The 16511-nt window shown below is 74.6% G+C and carries 14 protein-coding genes; 8 read left to right on the top strand and 6 right to left on the bottom strand.

Annotated elements, in window-relative coordinates; all coding sequences use genetic code 11:
* Window positions 1-74 precede the first annotated feature (74 nt).
* The 4 genes from O2W20_RS18905 (at window position 75) to O2W20_RS18890 (ending at window position 3943) form a co-directional block, all read left to right on the top strand.
* The gene (locus tag O2W20_RS18905) at window positions 75-1364 is read left to right on the top strand and encodes a cation:proton antiporter domain-containing protein (RefSeq protein ID WP_269171635.1); all 1290 of its coding nucleotides are present in this window, start codon (window positions 75-77) and stop codon (window positions 1362-1364) included.
* A 35-nt stretch (window positions 1365-1399) separates the two neighbouring features.
* Entirely contained in the window at window positions 1400-1906 is a 507-nt protein-coding gene (locus tag O2W20_RS18900) for a polyadenylate-specific 3'-exoribonuclease AS (protein WP_269171636.1), read from the top strand.
* Window positions 1907-1933: 27 nt separating this feature from the next.
* Window positions 1934-3145: a PucR family transcriptional regulator gene (locus O2W20_RS18895; RefSeq protein WP_269171637.1), complete on the top strand. Its 1212-nt coding sequence runs from the start codon at window positions 1934-1936 to the stop codon at window positions 3143-3145.
* A 150-nt stretch (window positions 3146-3295) separates the two neighbouring features.
* A complete protein-coding gene (locus O2W20_RS18890; RefSeq protein ID WP_269171638.1) occupies window positions 3296-3943 on the top strand; it encodes a hypothetical protein in 648 nt (215 codons plus the stop codon).
* A gap of 96 nt (window positions 3944-4039) precedes the next feature.
* On the opposite strand, the gene O2W20_RS18885 is transcribed toward O2W20_RS18890, so the two are convergent.
* Window positions 4040-6130, bottom strand: coding sequence for a methyl-accepting chemotaxis protein (locus O2W20_RS18885; protein WP_269171639.1), 2091 nt, complete (start codon window positions 6128-6130; stop codon window positions 4040-4042).
* A gap of 186 nt (window positions 6131-6316) precedes the next feature.
* Here O2W20_RS18885 and O2W20_RS18880 point away from each other — a divergent pair, with 186 nt between their 5' ends.
* Both O2W20_RS18880 and O2W20_RS18875 read left to right on the top strand, forming a co-directional pair.
* Complete coding sequence (locus O2W20_RS18880) at window positions 6317-7654, top strand: class II 3-deoxy-7-phosphoheptulonate synthase (protein WP_269157014.1); 1338 nt, start codon at window positions 6317-6319, stop codon at window positions 7652-7654.
* Complete coding sequence (locus O2W20_RS18875; protein WP_269171640.1) at window positions 7654-8706, top strand: threonine aldolase family protein; 1053 nt, start codon at window positions 7654-7656, stop codon at window positions 8704-8706. Before O2W20_RS18880 ends, O2W20_RS18875 begins: the two co-directional genes overlap by 1 nt.
* Before the next feature lie 13 nt (window positions 8707-8719).
* On the opposite strand, the gene O2W20_RS18870 is transcribed toward O2W20_RS18875, so the two are convergent.
* A complete protein-coding gene (locus O2W20_RS18870; protein ID WP_269171641.1) occupies window positions 8720-8851 on the bottom strand; it encodes a hypothetical protein in 132 nt (43 codons plus the stop codon).
* Window positions 8852-9023: 172 nt separating this feature from the next.
* On the opposite strand from O2W20_RS18870, the gene O2W20_RS18865 reads away from it, so the two are divergent.
* A complete protein-coding gene (locus tag O2W20_RS18865) occupies window positions 9024-10538 on the top strand; it encodes a GntP family permease (RefSeq protein ID WP_269171642.1) in 1515 nt (504 codons plus the stop codon).
* A gap of 58 nt (window positions 10539-10596) precedes the next feature.
* Here O2W20_RS18865 and O2W20_RS18860 read toward each other — a convergent pair whose 3' ends face one another.
* From O2W20_RS18860 to O2W20_RS18845, 4 genes are all read right to left on the bottom strand, one after another.
* Window positions 10597-11757 carry a S8 family peptidase gene (locus tag O2W20_RS18860; RefSeq protein ID WP_269171643.1) on the bottom strand — a complete coding sequence of 387 codons (1161 nt, stop codon included), beginning with the start codon at window positions 11755-11757 and terminating at the stop codon, window positions 10597-10599.
* A 150-nt stretch (window positions 11758-11907) separates the two neighbouring features.
* Window positions 11908-12792 (bottom strand): deoxyribonuclease IV, encoded by an 885-nt coding sequence (locus O2W20_RS18855; RefSeq protein ID WP_269171644.1) that lies wholly within the window; start codon window positions 12790-12792, stop codon window positions 11908-11910.
* Between the two features lie 10 nt (window positions 12793-12802).
* On the bottom strand, window positions 12803-14821 hold the full coding sequence (locus O2W20_RS18850; protein WP_269171645.1) for a Stk1 family PASTA domain-containing Ser/Thr kinase: 2019 nt from the start codon (window positions 14819-14821) through the stop codon (window positions 12803-12805).
* A 181-nt stretch (window positions 14822-15002) separates the two neighbouring features.
* Window positions 15003-16157 (bottom strand): alpha-hydroxy acid oxidase, encoded by a 1155-nt coding sequence (locus tag O2W20_RS18845; protein WP_269171646.1) that lies wholly within the window; start codon window positions 16155-16157, stop codon window positions 15003-15005.
* A 13-nt stretch (window positions 16158-16170) separates the two neighbouring features.
* On the opposite strand from O2W20_RS18845, the gene O2W20_RS18840 reads away from it, so the two are divergent.
* Window positions 16171-16494, top strand: coding sequence for an Rv2175c family DNA-binding protein (locus tag O2W20_RS18840; RefSeq protein ID WP_269157007.1), 324 nt, complete (start codon window positions 16171-16173; stop codon window positions 16492-16494).
* The last annotated feature ends 17 nt before the right edge of the window (window positions 16495-16511 follow it).

Raw genomic sequence — 16511 nt, 5'->3', positions numbered from 1 at the left:
CCGGGAAGAGCAACCCGATGTGCTCCTGCTCCGATGCCTCGGCGCTGCGGCGCCCGACCGCCCGCTGACCGGGGATGGACCCCACCGGCCTGGCCTACGCCGTCGCCGGGGCGGCGGCCCTGCTCACCGCCCTGCTGCCCCGGTTGCTCCGCCGGCTGCCGATCTCGCTGCCGATGGTGGTCGTGGCCATCGGGGTCGCCGTCTTCGCCGCCGTCGACCGGCTGCCCACCCCGGACCCGCTGGAGCACGAGCTCATCGCCGTCCACCTCACCGAGGCCTGCGTGATCGTCTCGTTGCTGGGCGCCGGGCTCGCTCTGGACCGGCGCCTGGGATGGCGGCGCTGGTCGACCACCTGGCGACTGCTCGGCATCACCATGCCGCTGACCGTCGCGGCCACGGCGCTGCTCGGCGGCTGGCTGCTGGGACTGGGGGCGGCCGCTGCGGTGTTGCTGGCCGCTGCGCTGGCCCCCACCGACCCGGTGCTCGCCACCGAGGTCCAGGTGGACGAGCCGACCGGTGAGGCGGAGAGCGAGGACGAAGCGCGCTTCGCGCTGACGTCGGAAGCCGGCCTCAACGACGGGCTGGCCTTCCCGTTCACCTACGCCGCGGTCGCCATGGCCACCCTGGGTGCGGCGCCGTCGAACTGGCTGGGGGAGTGGCTCCTGTTCGACGTCGTCTGGCGGATCGCCGCCGGTGTCGCCGTGGGCGTCGGGGTGGGCTGGGCCTTGCGTGCGATGTTCTTCTCGGCCGGGCAGAGGCGAGCCGGGCTCGTCGAACGGGCCGAGGGGTTCGTCGCGCTCGCCATCGTCTTCCTCGCCTACGGCGTCGCCGAGCTCATCGAGGGCTACGGCTTCGTCGCCGTCTTCGTCTGCGCCTGCACGATCCGGGCCGCGGAACGGGCGCACGGCCACCACCAGGTGCTGCACACCTACGTCGAGCAGCTGGAACGCCTGCTGACCGTCGTCGTCCTCGTCCTGCTGGGCGGCGCAGTGGCCCGGGGGGCGCTGGCCGGTCTGAGCGGAGCCGAGGTCGGGCTGGCCGTGGTCCTGGTGCTCGTGGTCCGGCCACTGGCGGGCTGGCTGGGGCTGCTCCGCGGACGGACGGGCCCACGTGAGCGCAGCGCCATCTCCTTCTTCGGGGTCCGCGGCATCGGGTCGCTCTACTACCTCGCCTACGGCCTGAGCCAGGCCGAGTTCGCCGGTGCCGAGCAGCTGTGGCGGGTGACGGTCCTCGTCGTCCTGGTGTCGGTGATCGTGCACGGGATGGCCGCGACGCCGGTCATGACCTGGCTGGACCGCCGCCGGCAGCGCGCTGCCGCGGCGGTGCGCGGGGAAGAGGCCGCGGCCCCGGTCACCCCGGTCTGAGCCGACGTCGGTGGGCCGACGCCTACGGTGTGCCGGTGAGCGTGCGGCGGTACTTCTACGACACCGAGTTCATCGAGGACGGCACCACGATCGACCTGGTGTCGATCGGCGTGGTCGACGAGACCGGCCGGGAGTTCTACGCCGTCAGCACCGAGTTCGACCCGGACCGGGCGATCCCGTGGGTGCGCCGCAACGTCCTGGACCAGCTGCCGTCCCCGGCGGACAAGGCGTGGCGCAGCCGGGAGCGGATCCGGGAGGACCTGCTGTCCTTCCTCACCGCCCCCGGTGAGGAGATCGAGCTGTGGGCCTGGTTCGCCGCCTACGACCACGTCGCGCTGGCCCAGCTCTGGGGAGCGATGCCGGCGTTGCCGCGACCGATCCCGCGGTTCACCCGCGAACTGCGCCAGCGCTGGGACGACGCCGGCCGGCCTGCTCTCCCGCCCAAGCCGGCGGGGACGCACGACGCGCTGGTGGACGCCCGGTACAACCTGACCCGTTGGCAGGTGATCGAGGCGGCCGGAGGTCGCGCGGTGGCCCGCTGACCTGCTCGGGGCGCGACACTGGTCCGGGTGGAGGCAGCAGCGACGCCGGACGAGGCGCTGGCCCGGATCGCCCGCGCGGCCGCCGGCGAGCACGGTGCGCCGGCGGGGCTGCTGGACGGCTACCTGCCGGCGGTCCTGGCCGTGGCGCGGACCGGTCGCCGGCTCAGCGTCGCCGAGGAGGAGTCCTGCTGCCGGCTGGGCGGGGAGGCGGCCCGGGCCGGGGTGCCGTTGCCGGCGCTGGTCGACCTCTACATGACGGCGTCCCGGCGGCTGTGGCCCGAGCTGCCCGCGCTGCTGGGGCAGGTGCGGTCGCGGCCGGTGCGGCCGACGGAGCTGGTCGGCATCGGCGAGGCCGTCTGGCGCGCTGCGGACACCGCGCTGGCCGCCCTGGCCAGTGGCTACCTCGACGCCCAGCACGAGGTGGTGCGCCGGGAGGAGGCCTACCGGCGCGAGTTCGTCGACGACCTGTTCAGCGGCGGGTCCGACGTCGGGTCGCTGGTCGAACGGGCCGAGCCGTTCGGCCTCTCGCTGACCGCGACCCACGTGGTCCTCGTGGCCGCGACCGACCGACCGATCGACTCGGGCATGCACGTGGCCGGTGCGGTCGAGGCGGCGGTCCGGGCCCGTGCCGCCGGGCGGGGCCTGCTCGTCGCCGCGAAGGACGGGCGGCTGGTGTGCATGCTGTCCTCGCCGTCCGACGACGGCGGCGCGGCCGACGCGATCGACCCACCGGAGCTGACCGAGGTGGTCGGCCGGGCCGTCGCGCGGCTGACCCACCGGTCCTCGTGGCGGGTGGGGGTCGGGCGTCGGCACGCGGGGCCACGCGGGGTGTTGCACTCCTACCGGGAGGCACTCGACGCGCTGGACCTCGCGGCCCGGCTGGACCTGCCGCAGCCCGTCGTCCACGCGCGCGACCTGCTGGTCTACCGGGTGCTGCTGCGCGACGAGGCGGCCATGGCCGACCTGGTGCAGACCGTGCTCGGCCCGCTGGTCGGCGCCCGCGGCGGGGCGGAGCCCCTGGTGCGCACGCTGGCTGCCTACTTCGCCACCGGCGGGAACACCGCGGCCACCGCCCGGGACCTGCACCTGAGCGTGCGGGCGGTGAGCTACCGGATCGAGCGGGTGCACACGCTCACCGGACACGACGCCGGCGACCCGGCCGACCACCTGCCGCTGCTGGTGGCCGTGACCGGGGCCCGGATGCTCGGCTGGCCCCGGCGCCGACTGGTCGCCGACTGAGGGTCCCAACGGTCTCGGTTGCCGGGAACCGGCAACCAGGGGTGGCGGGACGGTGCCCGGTCCAGCCGGTGCGGCCCCCGGGCCGACGGGCCATCGTCAGCAGATGGCGGGGGCCGAGGCCGGCCTCGCCCGTGGCCCGAGGAGGCTGCCGTGTCCACGCACCCCGGAGACAGCGACGCCACCTGGACCCGGGTCGCCCGGGCGCTGCGACTGCTGCTGGCCGTCCTGTTCGTGGGGATCGCCCTGCCCGGGGCCGTGGTGACCCCCGTCCCGCGGATGCTGCTGCTGGCACCGCTGATCGGTGCCTTCGCCGCCGTCGTCGCCGGTCTGGTCAACCCGGGCTTCCCGGTGCAGCCGCGCGCGCGGCGGGCCGTGCTGGGAGCCTTCGCCGCTGCGGCCCTGACCGTGCCCTTCTCCAGCGGTGTCGCGCTGCTGGGGCCGTCGGGCGCATGGCTGGTGATCGCGATGATCCTGCTGGCCGCCACCGTGGCCGGGATGTGGATCGCCGACTGGGACTCCGCGCCGCTCTCGGTGTCGGACCCGCGGCGGGTGGCGGCGTTGCGCGACTTCGTCGGCGTGCTGCCCACGGAGGCGCTCGTCCGGGAGTGGCGGGCCACGGGCCCACCCCTGCAGACGACGACGGACCCGCAGGAGCGGGCCGCCCTCGTGCGGGTCCGCGGTCTCGTCCTGGACGAGCTCCTCCGCCGGGACCCGGCCGCCATGGCGCAGTGGCTGGAGGACGGCGGACCGGCCGACCCGGGGCCGCACCTGCGCCAGGAGCGGGGCCCGGCGGGCTGAGGGCCGCCGGCGGCAGATCACCGCCGGCGGCCCTCAGGCCCCGCTGCCCCGGTCCCACCGTGAGCTCGCGAGTGTGGTGGGGGGCAGCGGGGTCCTTCAGACCGTGAAGACGTTGATCAGCCGGTTCAGCTCCCCGGAGAGCTGGTCCAGCTCCCGGGCAGCGGCGCGGGCGGAGTCGACGTCGGCGGCGGTGCGGTCGGCGTCGGTGGTGACGTCGTTCATCGTGTCGGTCACCGAGCTGGCCCCGTCGGCCACCGAGTTGACGCTGCGGGACAGCTCGTTGGTGACCGCCGTCTGCTCCTCCACCGCGCTGGCGATGGTGGTCTGGTGGTCGTTCATCTCCCGGATGACCGCGACGATCTGACTGATGGAGCCGACCGCGGCGCTGGTGTCGGCCTGGATCGACTGCACCCGCTGGTGGATCTCCTCGCTGGCCCGCGAGGACTCCTGGGCCAGCTCCTTGACCTCGGTGGCGACGACGGCGAAGCCCTTGCCGGCCTCACCCGCGCGAGCCGCTTCGATCGTGGCGTTGAGCGCCAGCAGGTTGGTCTGCTCGGCGACCGCCGAGATGACCTTGACCACCTCGCTGATCTCCCGCGAACTGGCGCCCAGCGCCGCGATCGCCGTCTCGGTGCTGGCGGCCAGCTCGACCGCGCCCTGCCCGACGTGGCTGGCGTCGCTGGCGCTGCGGGCGATCTCCCGGATCGCCGACCCCATCTGCTCGGCACCGGCGGCCGCCGAGGTGACCCCGGAGCTGATGTCCGCGGCCGCCTGGTGGGCGTGCCGGGCCTGGTCCCGGCTGCGGCTGGCCCGCTCGCTCAGCCCGTCGGCCACCCGGGCCACGCCGGAGGCGGAGACCGCGAGCGACTCGGCGGCGGAGCCGATGTCCCGGATCGTGCCGGCCACCTTGTCGACGAACCGGTTGAAGGCGCCGGCGAGCTCGCCGACCTCGTCCTGTGCCGATTCGTCGACCCGTTGGGTCAGGTCGCCCTCGCCGTCGGCGATCTCGGCCATCCGCTGCCGCAGTGCGTCCAGCGGCGCGGTCAGCCGCCGGCCCAGCCACCAGGCGAGCGCCAGCCCGGCCAGCCCGACCAGCACGGCGGAGACCACCAGCGCGTTGAACATCGCGGAACGGCCCTCGTCGAGCCGGTCGACGGCGGCGGCGAAGTCGCTGTCCTGCGCGTCGACCACCAGCACCCAGTCCCAGGGCGCGTAGTAGCTGACCTGCACCGTGTGCGAGCCGGTCTCGGGGTCGCGGTACCGGACCGTGGCCTGCTCACCCGGCTCCAGCCCGACGGCGGCCGCCACCACCTCCTGGATCCAGGGCTCGCCGTCGGCGTCCTGCGCCTCGAGCAGGGAGGTGCCCTCGGCCTGCCCGTCCTTGCTGATCAGCACGGTGCCGGCCCGGTCGCCGGTGCCACCGAGGGCCCAGACCGTGCCGTTCGCACCGGCAGCGGTGGTCTGCAGGCTCTCCCGCAGCGCGGGCAGGTTCTCCTGCTTCACACCCACGTAGAGCATGCCGATGACCTGACCGCCGGCGTCGAACAGCGGCTCGTAGGCGGTGACGTACCAGGAGTCGACGACCAACGCCGTCCCGCGGTAGGTCTGCCCGCTCAGCACGGCGGACACGACGGGGCTGGGTGCGCCGCCCGCGCCGGTCGCGGGGATGTAGGTGCCGATCGCCCGGGCGCCGGTGGCGCTGACCACGTTCGTCGCGACGCGGAGCATGTCCCCGGCGGGGTTCATCCGCTGGAAGACCGTCGCGGTGCCGCCGACCAGCTCCTGCACCTGGTCCACGACCGGGGTGGGCGCCGCGACGTCGGCGTTCTTGCCCAGCCACGTCCCGCCGACCTCGACGCGGGGAAGCGCGACGGGGACGACCTCTCCGGTCACCTGGTTCTTGGCGTCCCAGGCGACGGTGTTGCGGGTGGCCGGACCGAGCCCGAACCCGCCGGCCTGCTCGAGCACGTAGCCGGCGACCTCCAGGTCGTTGTCGACGGCCGCGGCGATCGAGTCGCCCTGGCTGGAGACGACGTCGTACACGCCGTCGGCGGTCTGTTCGATGCTGTGCTGGACCATCTCGCGGACGTCGGCCTTGGCGTCGTCGGCGAACTCGCCGCTCTGCCAGGCACTCACCCCCAGCATGGCCGCCGCGGTCACGGTGACGCTGGCCACAGCCAGTGCCACCACCTTCGTCCTGATGCCCCTGCGCACGTGTGCTCCCTGGCCCGCTTCCCCGGGCGGGAGAGATCCCCGCCTCGAACGGGGTCATCGGCAGCCGAGTGGATCTTCGGTACCGGCCGGCGTCCGGGTGCGTCCCACCTACCGGACAGGAGTTCTCGAAGGGGGCGCGGCGCGCCGTACGCTCAGGGGGTGAGTCTCCCTGAACCCGCCGAGCTCCTGCCGGACCTGGACCGGTGGCGGGGACTGCCCGCCGCCCAGCAGCCGGAGTGGCCCGACCGGGCCGCCGTCGACGCCGTGCTGTCGACCCTGTCGAGCGTGCCGCCCATCGTGGCGCCGGCCGAGGTCGACACCCTGCGCCAGCAGCTGGCCGACGTCGCCCAGGGCAAGGCGTTCCTGCTGCAGGGCGGCGACTGCGCCGAGACCTTCGACCTGAACACCGAGCCGCACCTGCAGGCGACCACCCGCACGCTGCTGCAGATGGCCGTCGTCCTCACCTACGGGGCGAGCGTGCCGGTGGTCAAGGTGGGCCGGGTTGCCGGGCAGTACGCCAAGCCGCGCTCGTCCAACACCGACGCGCTCGGGCTGCCGTCCTACCGCGGCGACATGGTGAACTCGCTGAACCCGGTGCTGGCGGAGCGGATCCCCGACCCGAACCGGCTGGTGCGCGCGTACGCCAACTCGGCCGCGGCGATGAACATGATCCGCGCCTACGCCCGGGGCGGGCTGGCCGACCTGCACGCCGTGCACGACTGGAACAAGGACTTCGTCGCCAGCTCGCCGGCCGGTGTCCGCTACGAGGTCATCGCCCAGGAGATCGACCGGGCGCTGGCCTTCATGAAGGCCTGCGGCATCGACGATGCGGCGTTGCGCGGGGTGGAGCTGTACAGCAGCCACGAGGCGCTGATCCTGGACTACGAGCGCGCGCTGACCCGGATGTACGAGGGCCGCCCGTACGCGCTGAGCGCGCACTTCGTCTGGGTGGGGGAGCGCACCCGGCAGATGGACGGCGCGCACATCGAGTTCGTCTCCAAGCTGGCCAACCCGATCGGGGTGAAGATCGGCCCGGGCACCACGCCGGAGCAGGCCACCGAGCTGGTCGAGCGGCTGGACCCCGACGGCGTCCCCGGCCGGCTCACGCTGATCAGCCGGATGGGCAACGGCAAGATCCGCGACGTCCTGCCCGGGATCGTGGAGAAGGTCACCGCCAGCGGCCACCAGGTGGTGTGGCAGTGCGACCCGATGCACGGGAACACGCACGAGTCGCCCAGCGGGTACAAGACCCGGCACTTCGACCGGGTGGTCGACGAGGTGCTGGGCTTCTTCGACGTGCACCGCGGGCTGGGCACCTGGCCCGGCGGCATCCACGTCGAGCTCACCGGTGAGGACGTCACCGAGTGCCTGGGCGGCGCCATGGAGATCAGCGACGCGGACCTGAACAGCCGGTACGAGACGGCCTGCGACCCGCGACTGAACACCGGGCAGTCGCTGGAACTGGCGTTCCTGGTCACCGAGATGCTGCGCAGCTGATGTACGGCATCGACACCGACGGCCCGGCCACCCGCGGGGACGTCGTGGACCTGCGCTCGGACACGCTCACCCGGCCGACCCCGGCGATGCGCCGGGCGATGGCCGAGGCGGAGGTGGGCGACGACGTCTACCGCGAGGACCCGACGGTCAACGCGCTGGAGGCGCGGGTCGCCGAGCTGTTCGGTCACGAGGCCGCGCTGTTCGTGCCGTCCGGGACGATGGGCAACCAGATCGGCCTGCGGCTGGTCTGCGAGCCCGGCCAGGAGGTGCTCGGGGACGCCGACGCACACGTCCTCACCTACGAGATGGGTGCCGCGGCGGCGCTGTTCGGGCTCTCGTCCCGCACCGTCGTCTCCGAGGGGGGCCGGCTGTCGGCCGACCAGCTGATCGCCCAGGTGCGCCCACACGGCGACTGGCACCTCACCGCGACGGCCGCGATCGCCGTGGAGAACACCCACAACCGCGGCGGCGGGCTGGTGCAGCCCCTCGCCGAGCTGGAGCGGCTGTTCGCCTGGTCCCGCACCGCCGGGGTCAACGTGCACCTGGACGGCGCCCGGGTCTTCAACGCGGCCGTGGCCTCCGGCGTCCCGCTGGCCACCTACGGGCGGCTGGCCGACACCGCGTCGGTGTGCCTGTCCAAGGGCCTGGGTGCCCCGGTCGGGTCGGTGCTGGTCGCCAGCGCCGAGCGCATCGCCGCGGCCCGGCTGTGGCGCAAGCGGCTCGGTGGCGGCATGCGCCAGGTCGGGGTGCTCGCCGCGGCTGCCTCCTACGCGCTGGACCACCACCTCGACCGGTTGGCCACCGACCACGAGCACGCCCGCCTGCTCGCCGAGCGCCTCGGCGTCGACCCGGCGACGGTGGAGACGAACATGGTGGTCGTCGACGACGTCCCGGCCCCGGCCGTGGCCGAGGCGGCCAAGGCCCAGGGGGTGCTGGTCGGTCAGGTCAGCGCCCGGCGGGTCCGGCTGGTGACCCACCTGGACGTCGACCGGGACGGCGTGGAGCGGGCGGCCAAGGTGCTCACCCAGGTGATCGGCGACCTCGCCGGCTGAGTCGGCGACGAGGTCAGCCGCGCCTCCGTCGGCGCTCCTGGCGGCGGAGGAGCTCGCGGCGCAGCGCGCTGGTGCACCACCACCCGGAGAGGCCGGTCGAGGCCGGGTTCACCGCCCGGCGCAGCCGTCGCCCGGCTCGGGACATCGCACACCTCTCCGGGTCGCGGCCCCACCGGCCGCCGGGCCGATGATGCCGCGGCCGGACCCGCCCGACACCCGGGGAGCACTCGCGCAAAGGTGATCACCGCTGTCACAGTGGTCCCCTCGTCCGCGCCCGCGGTCGAGTCCGCGTCGCCGTCGACTCGAAGAGGTCCCCCGTGCCAGAAGTCGAACCCGCCCTGGGCACCGCACCGCTGTTGCTGATCGCCGTGGGTGCCGTTGCCGTGCTGCTCGTCCTGATCATGAAGTTCAAGGTGCACGCCTTCGTGGCGTTGGTCCTGGTCAGCCTGCTGACCGCGCTGGCGACCGGCATCCCCATCGGGGACGTCATCGACACGCTGCTGGCCGGGTTCGGCTCGACCCTGGCGGCGGTCGCGCTGCTGGTCGGGCTGGGCGCGATGATCGGCAAGCTGCTCGAGGTCACCGGTGGTGCCACCGTGCTGGCGGACTCGCTGATCAACCGGTTCGGTGAGAAGCGCGCGCCGCTGGCGCTGGGCGTCGCCTCGCTGCTCTTCGGTTTCCCGATCTTCTTCGACGCCGGCTTCGTCGTCTTCCTGCCGATCATCTTCAGCGTCGCCCGCAGGTTCGGTGGGTCGGTGCTGCTCTACGCGCTGCCCTCGGCGGGTGCCTTCGCGGTCATGCACGCCTTCGTCCCGCCGCACCCGGGCCCGGTCGGCGCCGGCGACATCCTCGGCGCCGACATCGGGCTCCTGGTCGTCGTCGGCCTGGTCATCGGCCTGCCCACCTGGTTCATCTCCTGCTACCTGTTCAGCCGGTGGATCGGCGGGCGGGTCATGGTCCCGATCCCGTCCACCCTGGCCGGTCGCAAGTCCGAGGCCGACGACCCCCGGGTCGACACCGACGTCGACGACGCGGCCGGCCCGGACGGTGGCGCCACGGGCGGCACGGGCGGCGGCGCCACCGGCGGCACGGGCGGCGGCGCCACCGTGGCCGCCGGGACGGCGACGGAGACGGCCACCCGGACCGCGCCGCCGAAGTTCAGCACCGTGCTGGCCCTGCTGCTCCTCCCGCTGGTGCTGATCCTGCTCAACACCGGCTTCAACACCCTGGCCACGGCCGGGGCGGTCGACGGCGAGGCCGGCTGGCTGGACTGGGTGACCCTGCTCGGCCAGACGCCGGTGGCGCTGCTGATCACGCTGCTGGTCGCCGCCACGGTGCTCAGCCGCGAACGGTTCTCCCGCGCGGAGACCGAGGACCTGCTCAACTCCTCGATCGGTCCGGTCGCGGCGATCATCCTGATCACCGGTGCCGGCGGCATGTTCGGTGGAGTGCTCCGCGCCAGCGGCATCGGCACCGCGCTGGCCGACAGCCTGGAGACGATCGGCCTGCCGGTGATCGTCGCGGCCTTCGTCATCGCGACCTGCCTGCGGGTCGCCCAGGGCTCGGCGACGGTGGCGCTGCTGACCACCGCCGCGCTGATCGCCCCGGCGGTCGCGGAGAACGACCTGTCCCGGCTGGACACCGCGCTGGTGGTCATCGCGATCGCCTGTGGCGCCACCGTGCTCTCGCACGTCAACGACTCCGGGTTCTGGCTGGTCGGCCGGTTCCTGGAGATGGACGTGAAGACGACCCTGCGCACCTGGACGGTGATGGAGACGCTGATCGGGGTGGTCGGCTTCGCCATCGCCTGGGCGCTGAGCCTGGTCGTCTAGCGCCCGATCGTGGCCGGCCGGGTCGCCCGTGCGAGCGGGCGACCCGGCCGACCGCAGGTCACCAGGTGCTGGACAACAGGTCGTTGTCCTCGGTGCGCGTCGTCGCCACCCGGTCCTTGGTGGTCGCCGCGGCGATCGCGCCGGCCACCGTGGCCGGGGAGGCGGCGGGGTCGCCCTGCAGGTAGAGCGCCGCGACGCCGGCCACGTGCGGGGTGGCCATCGACGTCCCGCTGATCGTGGTGGTGGCCGTGTTCGAGGTGTGCCACGCGCTGGTGATGCCCACGCCCGGTGCGAAGAGGTCGACACAGGCGCCGTAGTTGCTGAACGAGGCCGGTGCGTCGGAACGGTCGGTGGCGCCGACGGTGAGAGCGGCGTCCACCCGGGACGGCGAGCCGGCGCAGGCGTCCTGCGGGACCCCGGCGGCATCACCGTTCCCGGCCGCGACGGCGTAGCTGACCCCGTCGGCGATGGACCGCTCCACGGCCTGGTCCAGCGCGCTGCTGGCGCCGCCGCCCAGGCTCATGTTGGCCACTGCCGGGGCGCCCGCCCGGTGGTGGGCGGTGACCCAGTCGATCCCGGCGATGACGCCGGCGGTGGTGCCGCTGCCGGCGCAGTCCAGGACCCGGACGGCGACCAGCCGAACTCCCTTGGCCACCCCGTACTGCGAGCCGCCGACGGTGCCTGCGACGTGCGTGCCGTGCCCGTTGCAGTCGTCGGCCCGCCCGCCGTCCACCGCGTCGTAGCCGGAGACCGCACGGCCACCGAGATCGCGGTGGCCGAGCCGGATGCCGGTGTCGATGACGTAGGCGGTGACGCCCGCGCCGGTGGCGTCCCAGCTGTAGGACCCGCTGAGCGGCAGGTCCCGCTGGTCGGTGCGGTCCAGGCCCCAGGTGGCGTTGGACTGGGTGGCCTGGAGCTGCACCGGGGCGTCCCGCTCGACGGCGGCGACCCCGGGGAGCGTGGCGAGCCGGGCGGCGACCTCGGGGCGCAGCGTGACCGCGAAGCCCTCCAGCGCCGCGGTGTAGACGTGCTCGACGTGGCCGCCCAGCCGGGAGGTGGCCAGGGCGGCGACGGAGGTCGGCACCGAACCCGGGGTGAGGCTGACGATGTAGGTGGCCGCATCGCCCGGGGTGGCAGCGGCGGTCCCGGTGGTGAGGCCGACGCCGGTGAGGCTGAGGGCGGCCACGGCGGTGGTGGCCAGGGTCCTGCGGATGTGCACGGCGGTTCTCCTCGGTCCAGGTCATCGCAATCAGCTGCGACTCCGACACGGAGAGTGAAACCGCTGGGTCGTACCAGCGGAAGGTGCCCGGCCGTGGAATCGGTTCCGTCCGGCGTTTCCTGCCACTCGGCGAGTCGCGGCAGAGGCGGGTCAGCCGGGGACGAGGGCGCCGTCGCGCAGGGCGCAGAGCAGCGCGATGTCCTTGGCGTGGCCGTCGTCTGCGCTGGGCGTCTCCACGACCACGGGCACCCCGGCCATCGCCGGGTGGGTGAGCAGCTCGGCGAACGGTGCGGCACCGATCGAGCCGGCCCCGATGGTGGTGTGCCGGTCGCGGGTGGAGCCGCAGCCGTCGAGGGAGTCGTTGGCGTGCACGAGCCCCAGCCGGCCCGGCCCGACGCTGGCCTCCAGCGCGTCCAGGGTGGCCGCCATCCCGCCCGGGGTGGCCAGGTCGTGCCCGGCGGCCCAGGCGTGACAGGTGTCGAAGCAGACGCCGACGGACGGGTGGTGGTCCAGAGCGGCCAGGTAGGGGCCCAGGTCCCCGACGGTGGCCGCCAGAGACCTGCCCCCGCCAGCGGTCGGCTCGATCAGCAGGCGGGGTGCGCCCTCTCCGAGCTCGTCGAGCACCGGCAGCAGCCGCTCGTGCAGCTGGGCCAGCGCCGCCTCGTAGCGGTCGGCGTCGACCGCCGAACCGGCGTGCACCACGACCCCGGCGCACCCGAGCTGGGCACCCCGGGCCAGGTTGTGCCGGATGGTGGCGACCGACTGCTCGACGGTGGCCTCGTTCGGCGACCCGACGTTCACCAGGAACGGCGTGTGGATGAACGACGGGACCCCGCGCTCGGTGCACCCGGCGGTGAAGGCGGCGTCCTGGGCCGGGTCGCCGGCACTGGGTCGCCACCCACGAGGGTTGCCGACGAACACCTGGACGGCGCGGGCGCCCACGGCGTCGGTGTAGGCCAGCCCGCCCTTGGCCAGGCCGCCCTTGATCTGGATGTGTGCCCCGATGGCGGGCAGCACGGCGGGAGCTGAGGTCACGGGGTACAGGTCACCCGAACGTCACCAGGATGGTGACCGACGAGCCCAGATCGACGACCTCGCCGGCCCCGGGGGTCTGCCGCAGCACCTGGTTGCCGAAGAACTGGGTGACCTCGGCCTCCAGGCCGGCCTCCTCGAGGGTGGCGATCGCCTCCTCGCGGCTCTTGCCGGTGACGTCGGGGACGGCCACCTGGGGCAGGCCCTCGGACACCGTGATCGTGACCGGGCTGCCGTAGGGCTGCGCGCCCGCACCGGGCCCGGGGCTGACCGCCATGACCGCGCCGGTGGCGACGTCGGCGCTGCGACCGGTGGCCCGCTCGACGGTGAAGCCGAGCTGCTCCAGGTTGCTCTCGGCGGCGTCCGGGCTCTGGCCGACGACGTTGGGCACCGCGACCGGCGCACGGCCGGAGGAGACCACGACGGTGACGGTGTCCCCGCGCTTGAGCTCCGTCCCCGGCACGGGGTCGAAGCGGATCACGTCGCCCTCGCCCACCTCGTCGCTGTAGTCCTCCTCGGTGCTGAAGGCCAGGTCGGGGAACTGGGTCTGCAGCTGGGCGAGGACGGCGTCGGCGGGCTGGCCGGCCAGCGCCGGGTCGACCGCGAACCGCTCCGGTCCCTTGGAGACGACGAGCTCCACGTCCGAGCCGCGGATCGCCTCGCCCGCGGCGGGCTCGGCGGTGATCACCGCACCGGGCGGGACGGTCTCGCTGAACTGCTCCTCGGTCAGCACCGGGTCCAGGCCGGCCTCCTGCAGCAGGCCGACCGCGGTGTCCTGGTCCTTGTTGAGCAGGTCGGGGACCTCCGTCCAGCGCCCCACGCCCAGCCACCAGCCGATCGCGCCGATGGTCACCGCGAGCAGCAGCACCACCGCGATGCCCAGCTGGGCACGGCGACGGCGGATGTGCGGGGGCACCCCGGGGCGGACGACGGGCGGGCGCGGGCCGATGCCGGGGCGCGCGCTGCCCACGGCGGTGGTCGGGCCGGGGCCCATGCCCGGCAGCACCGTGGTGCCCCGGCCGCGGTCCACCGGGCCGCCGATGACCTCGGTGTGCGGGTCGCCGGCCCGCCCGCCCGGTGCGCTGGGCTGCCGGGGGCGGGGTGCGGTCGGGCGGTTGGTCGGGCGGAGCGTGGCCGGGTTGTCGGCCGGCAGGCCGGTGGGCACCGGGACGCGGGCCAGGCCCAGGTCGGCGCGCAGGTCGGTCAGCTCGGCCAGGAAGGCGCCGGCGTCCAGCGGCCGGGCGGCCGGGTCGCGCCGGGTGGTCCGGGTGACCAGCTCGTCGACCTGCCACGGCACCGTCGGCACCTCGCCCGAGGGCACCGGCACGTCGTGGTGCACGTGCTGGTAGGCGACCGCCAGCGGGGTGTCGCCGGCGTAGGGCGGATGGCCGGTGAGCAGCTCGTAGAGCATCACCCCGGCGGCGTAGACGTCGCTGCGGGCGTCGCTGCGGCCGCGTTCGAGCTGCTCGGGGGAGAGGTAGGCGACCGTGCCGATGAGCACGCCGCCGGTGTGGCTGGTCTGCCCGGTGCCGGCCACCGCGCGGGCGAGGCCGAAGTCGGCGACCTTGACCTGGCCGTCGGTGGAGATGAGCACGTTCTCCGGCTTGACGTCGCGGTGCGCGATCCCGGCCCGGTGGGCCGCAGTCAGCCCGGACAGCACCGGCTCCAGGACGGCGAACGCCTCGCCCACGGTGAGCCGGCCGCGCGCCTGCAGCAGGTCGCGCAGCGTGCGGCCGCGGACCAGCTCCATGACCAGGTACACCAGCCCCTGGTCACTGCCCTGGTCGCTGACGGAGACCACGTTGACGTGGCTGAGCATCGCGGTGGCCCGGGCCTCCCGGGTGAACCGGTCGACGAAGGCGGGGTCGTGCGCCAGGTGCTCGGCCATCACCTTGACCGCCACGGTGCGGTGCAGGCGGAGGTCGGTCGCGGCGTAGACGGTGGACATGCCGCCACGCGCCAGACGCTCCTCGAGGCGGTAACGCCCCTCGAGGACGAGGCCGACCACGGGGTCGGTCACGACGGTCTCCACGCCGGCGAGTCTAAGAGCGGATCGGGGTGCGTGGCCCGAACGACGCGAGCTGCCAGGTCACGGTCTGGACTCCAGGGACCTGGAGTGACCAGGTGGACGCGTGGGGTCGCCCGAGGTGGTCGCTCCGGGGCGCCGGTGGCCAGTGGGGCGGCTGTGCCCGGACGGCGCGCCGACCCGCTGTTCAGCGGCCGGGCCACGGCCGGGTGACGGTGTCGCGCGGCACCGCGCGCACGTCGTCGACTCCACACAGGGCCATGGTGTGGGCCAGCTCCTCGCTCAGCCCGCTGAGCACCCGGGCCACGCCGTCGGCGCCCCCGGTGGCCAGCCCCCACACCGTGGGCCGGCCGAGGAAGACCGCCCGGGCGCCCAGCGCCAGGGCGGTGAGGACGTCGGACCCGGTGCGGATCCCCCCGTCGACGTAGACCTCGGCCTCGTCCGCGACCGCCTCGACCACCTCCGGCAGCGCCTCGGCGCTGGCGACCGCCGGGTCGGCCTGCCGCCCGCCGTGCGTGGAGACCCACACCGCCGCGGCCCCGGCGGCCACGCAGCGGGCCGCGTCGTCTCCGCGCAGCACCCCCTTGACCACCACCGGGAGCCCGGAGACGTCGGCGAACCGGCCGATGTCGGCGAAGGTCCAGGTCGGCGTCTCGGCGGCCGCCAGTGGCGGCTGGGTCCCGGTCACGGGCGGGTGGTTGGCCAGCCGGAGGCCGGCGGGCAGCGCGAAGTCGTGCCGCAGGTCGCGGTGCCGGCGGCCGAGCACCGGCAGGTCGACGGTGAGGACGAGCGCGCCGTAGCCCGCCTGCCCGGCGCGGCGGGCCAGGTCGTCGGTGTGGGCGGGGGAGTGCAGCCGGTACAGCTGGAACCAGCGCGGCCCGGCCGGGCGGGCCGCGGCGACCTCCTCCAGCGAGGTCGTCGCGCTGGTCGACACGGTCATCAGCGCACCGGTCGTGGCCGCGCCGCGGGCGGTGGCCAGCTCGCCGTCCGGGTGCGCCATCGCCTGGTAGGCCCACGGGGCGACCCCGATCGGGGTGGCCACCTCCGCGCCCAGCAGCGTGGTGCCCAGCTGCGCGCTCGCGACCCCGCGCAGCACCCGGGGGCGCAGCCGCCACGCCCGCCAGGCGGCCGGCGCCTCGGCCAGGGTGGTCTCGGCGCCGGCGCCGCCGGCGTAGTAGTCGGCGACGTCGGCCGGCAACAGCTCCCTGGCCCGCTCGGCGAGCGCGTCGAGGTCGAGGTACGGCGGCTCGCGGCCGGGATCGTCCGGGGTGGCCGGGGCATCGCTGCCCCGCTGGGGCTGGCTGAGCCGGGGACCGTTCGCCGGGGCTGCACTGTGCGCCATAGGCTGGCAGCCTATGGACACGTACACCCCCGCGGAGGTCGCCGAGCAGCTCGGCGTCTCGACGAACAAGGTCCGTCAGCTGATCGCCGAGCGGAAGCTCATGGCCGTGCCCGGCAGCGGCAACAGCAAGATCCCGGTGGACTTCGTGCAGGACGGGGTCATCCTCAAGCACCTGCCCGGCCTGCTCACGGTGCTCTACGACGGCCGCTTCACCGACGAGGAGGCCTTCGAGTGGCTGTTCCGCGAGGACGACTCGCTGCCGGGCACCCCGGTGCAGGCCCTGCGGGACGACCGGCACACCGAGGTCACCCGCCGGGCCCAGGCCCTGGCGCTGTAGCCACCCGCTGACGGGGC

It is taken from the genome of Modestobacter sp. VKM Ac-2982, assembly GCF_026967935.1.
GTDB lineage: Bacteria > Actinomycetota > Actinomycetes > Mycobacteriales > Geodermatophilaceae > Modestobacter.
The sequence above is the reverse complement of the archived record's forward strand: the minus strand, read 5'-3'. Positions and strand labels throughout refer to the sequence as shown.

What these genes read in the sequence shown, in the direction of transcription:
- O2W20_RS18905 (WP_269171635.1), top strand. Translation starts at nt 75, where the DNA reads ATGGACCCCACCGGCCTGGCCTACGCCGTCGCCGGGGCGGCGGCCCTG.
- O2W20_RS18875 (WP_269171640.1), top strand. Translation starts at nt 7,654, where the DNA reads ATGTACGGCATCGACACCGACGGCCCGGCCACCCGCGGGGACGTCGTG.
- O2W20_RS18870 (WP_269171641.1), bottom strand. Translation starts at nt 8,851, where the DNA reads ATGTCCCGAGCCGGGCGACGGCTGCGCCGGGCGGTGAACCCGGCCTCG.
- O2W20_RS18845 (WP_269171646.1), bottom strand. Translation starts at nt 16,157, where the DNA reads ATGGCGCACAGTGCAGCCCCGGCGAACGGTCCCCGGCTCAGCCAGCCC.
- O2W20_RS18840 (WP_269157007.1), top strand. Translation starts at nt 16,171, where the DNA reads ATGGACACGTACACCCCCGCGGAGGTCGCCGAGCAGCTCGGCGTCTCG.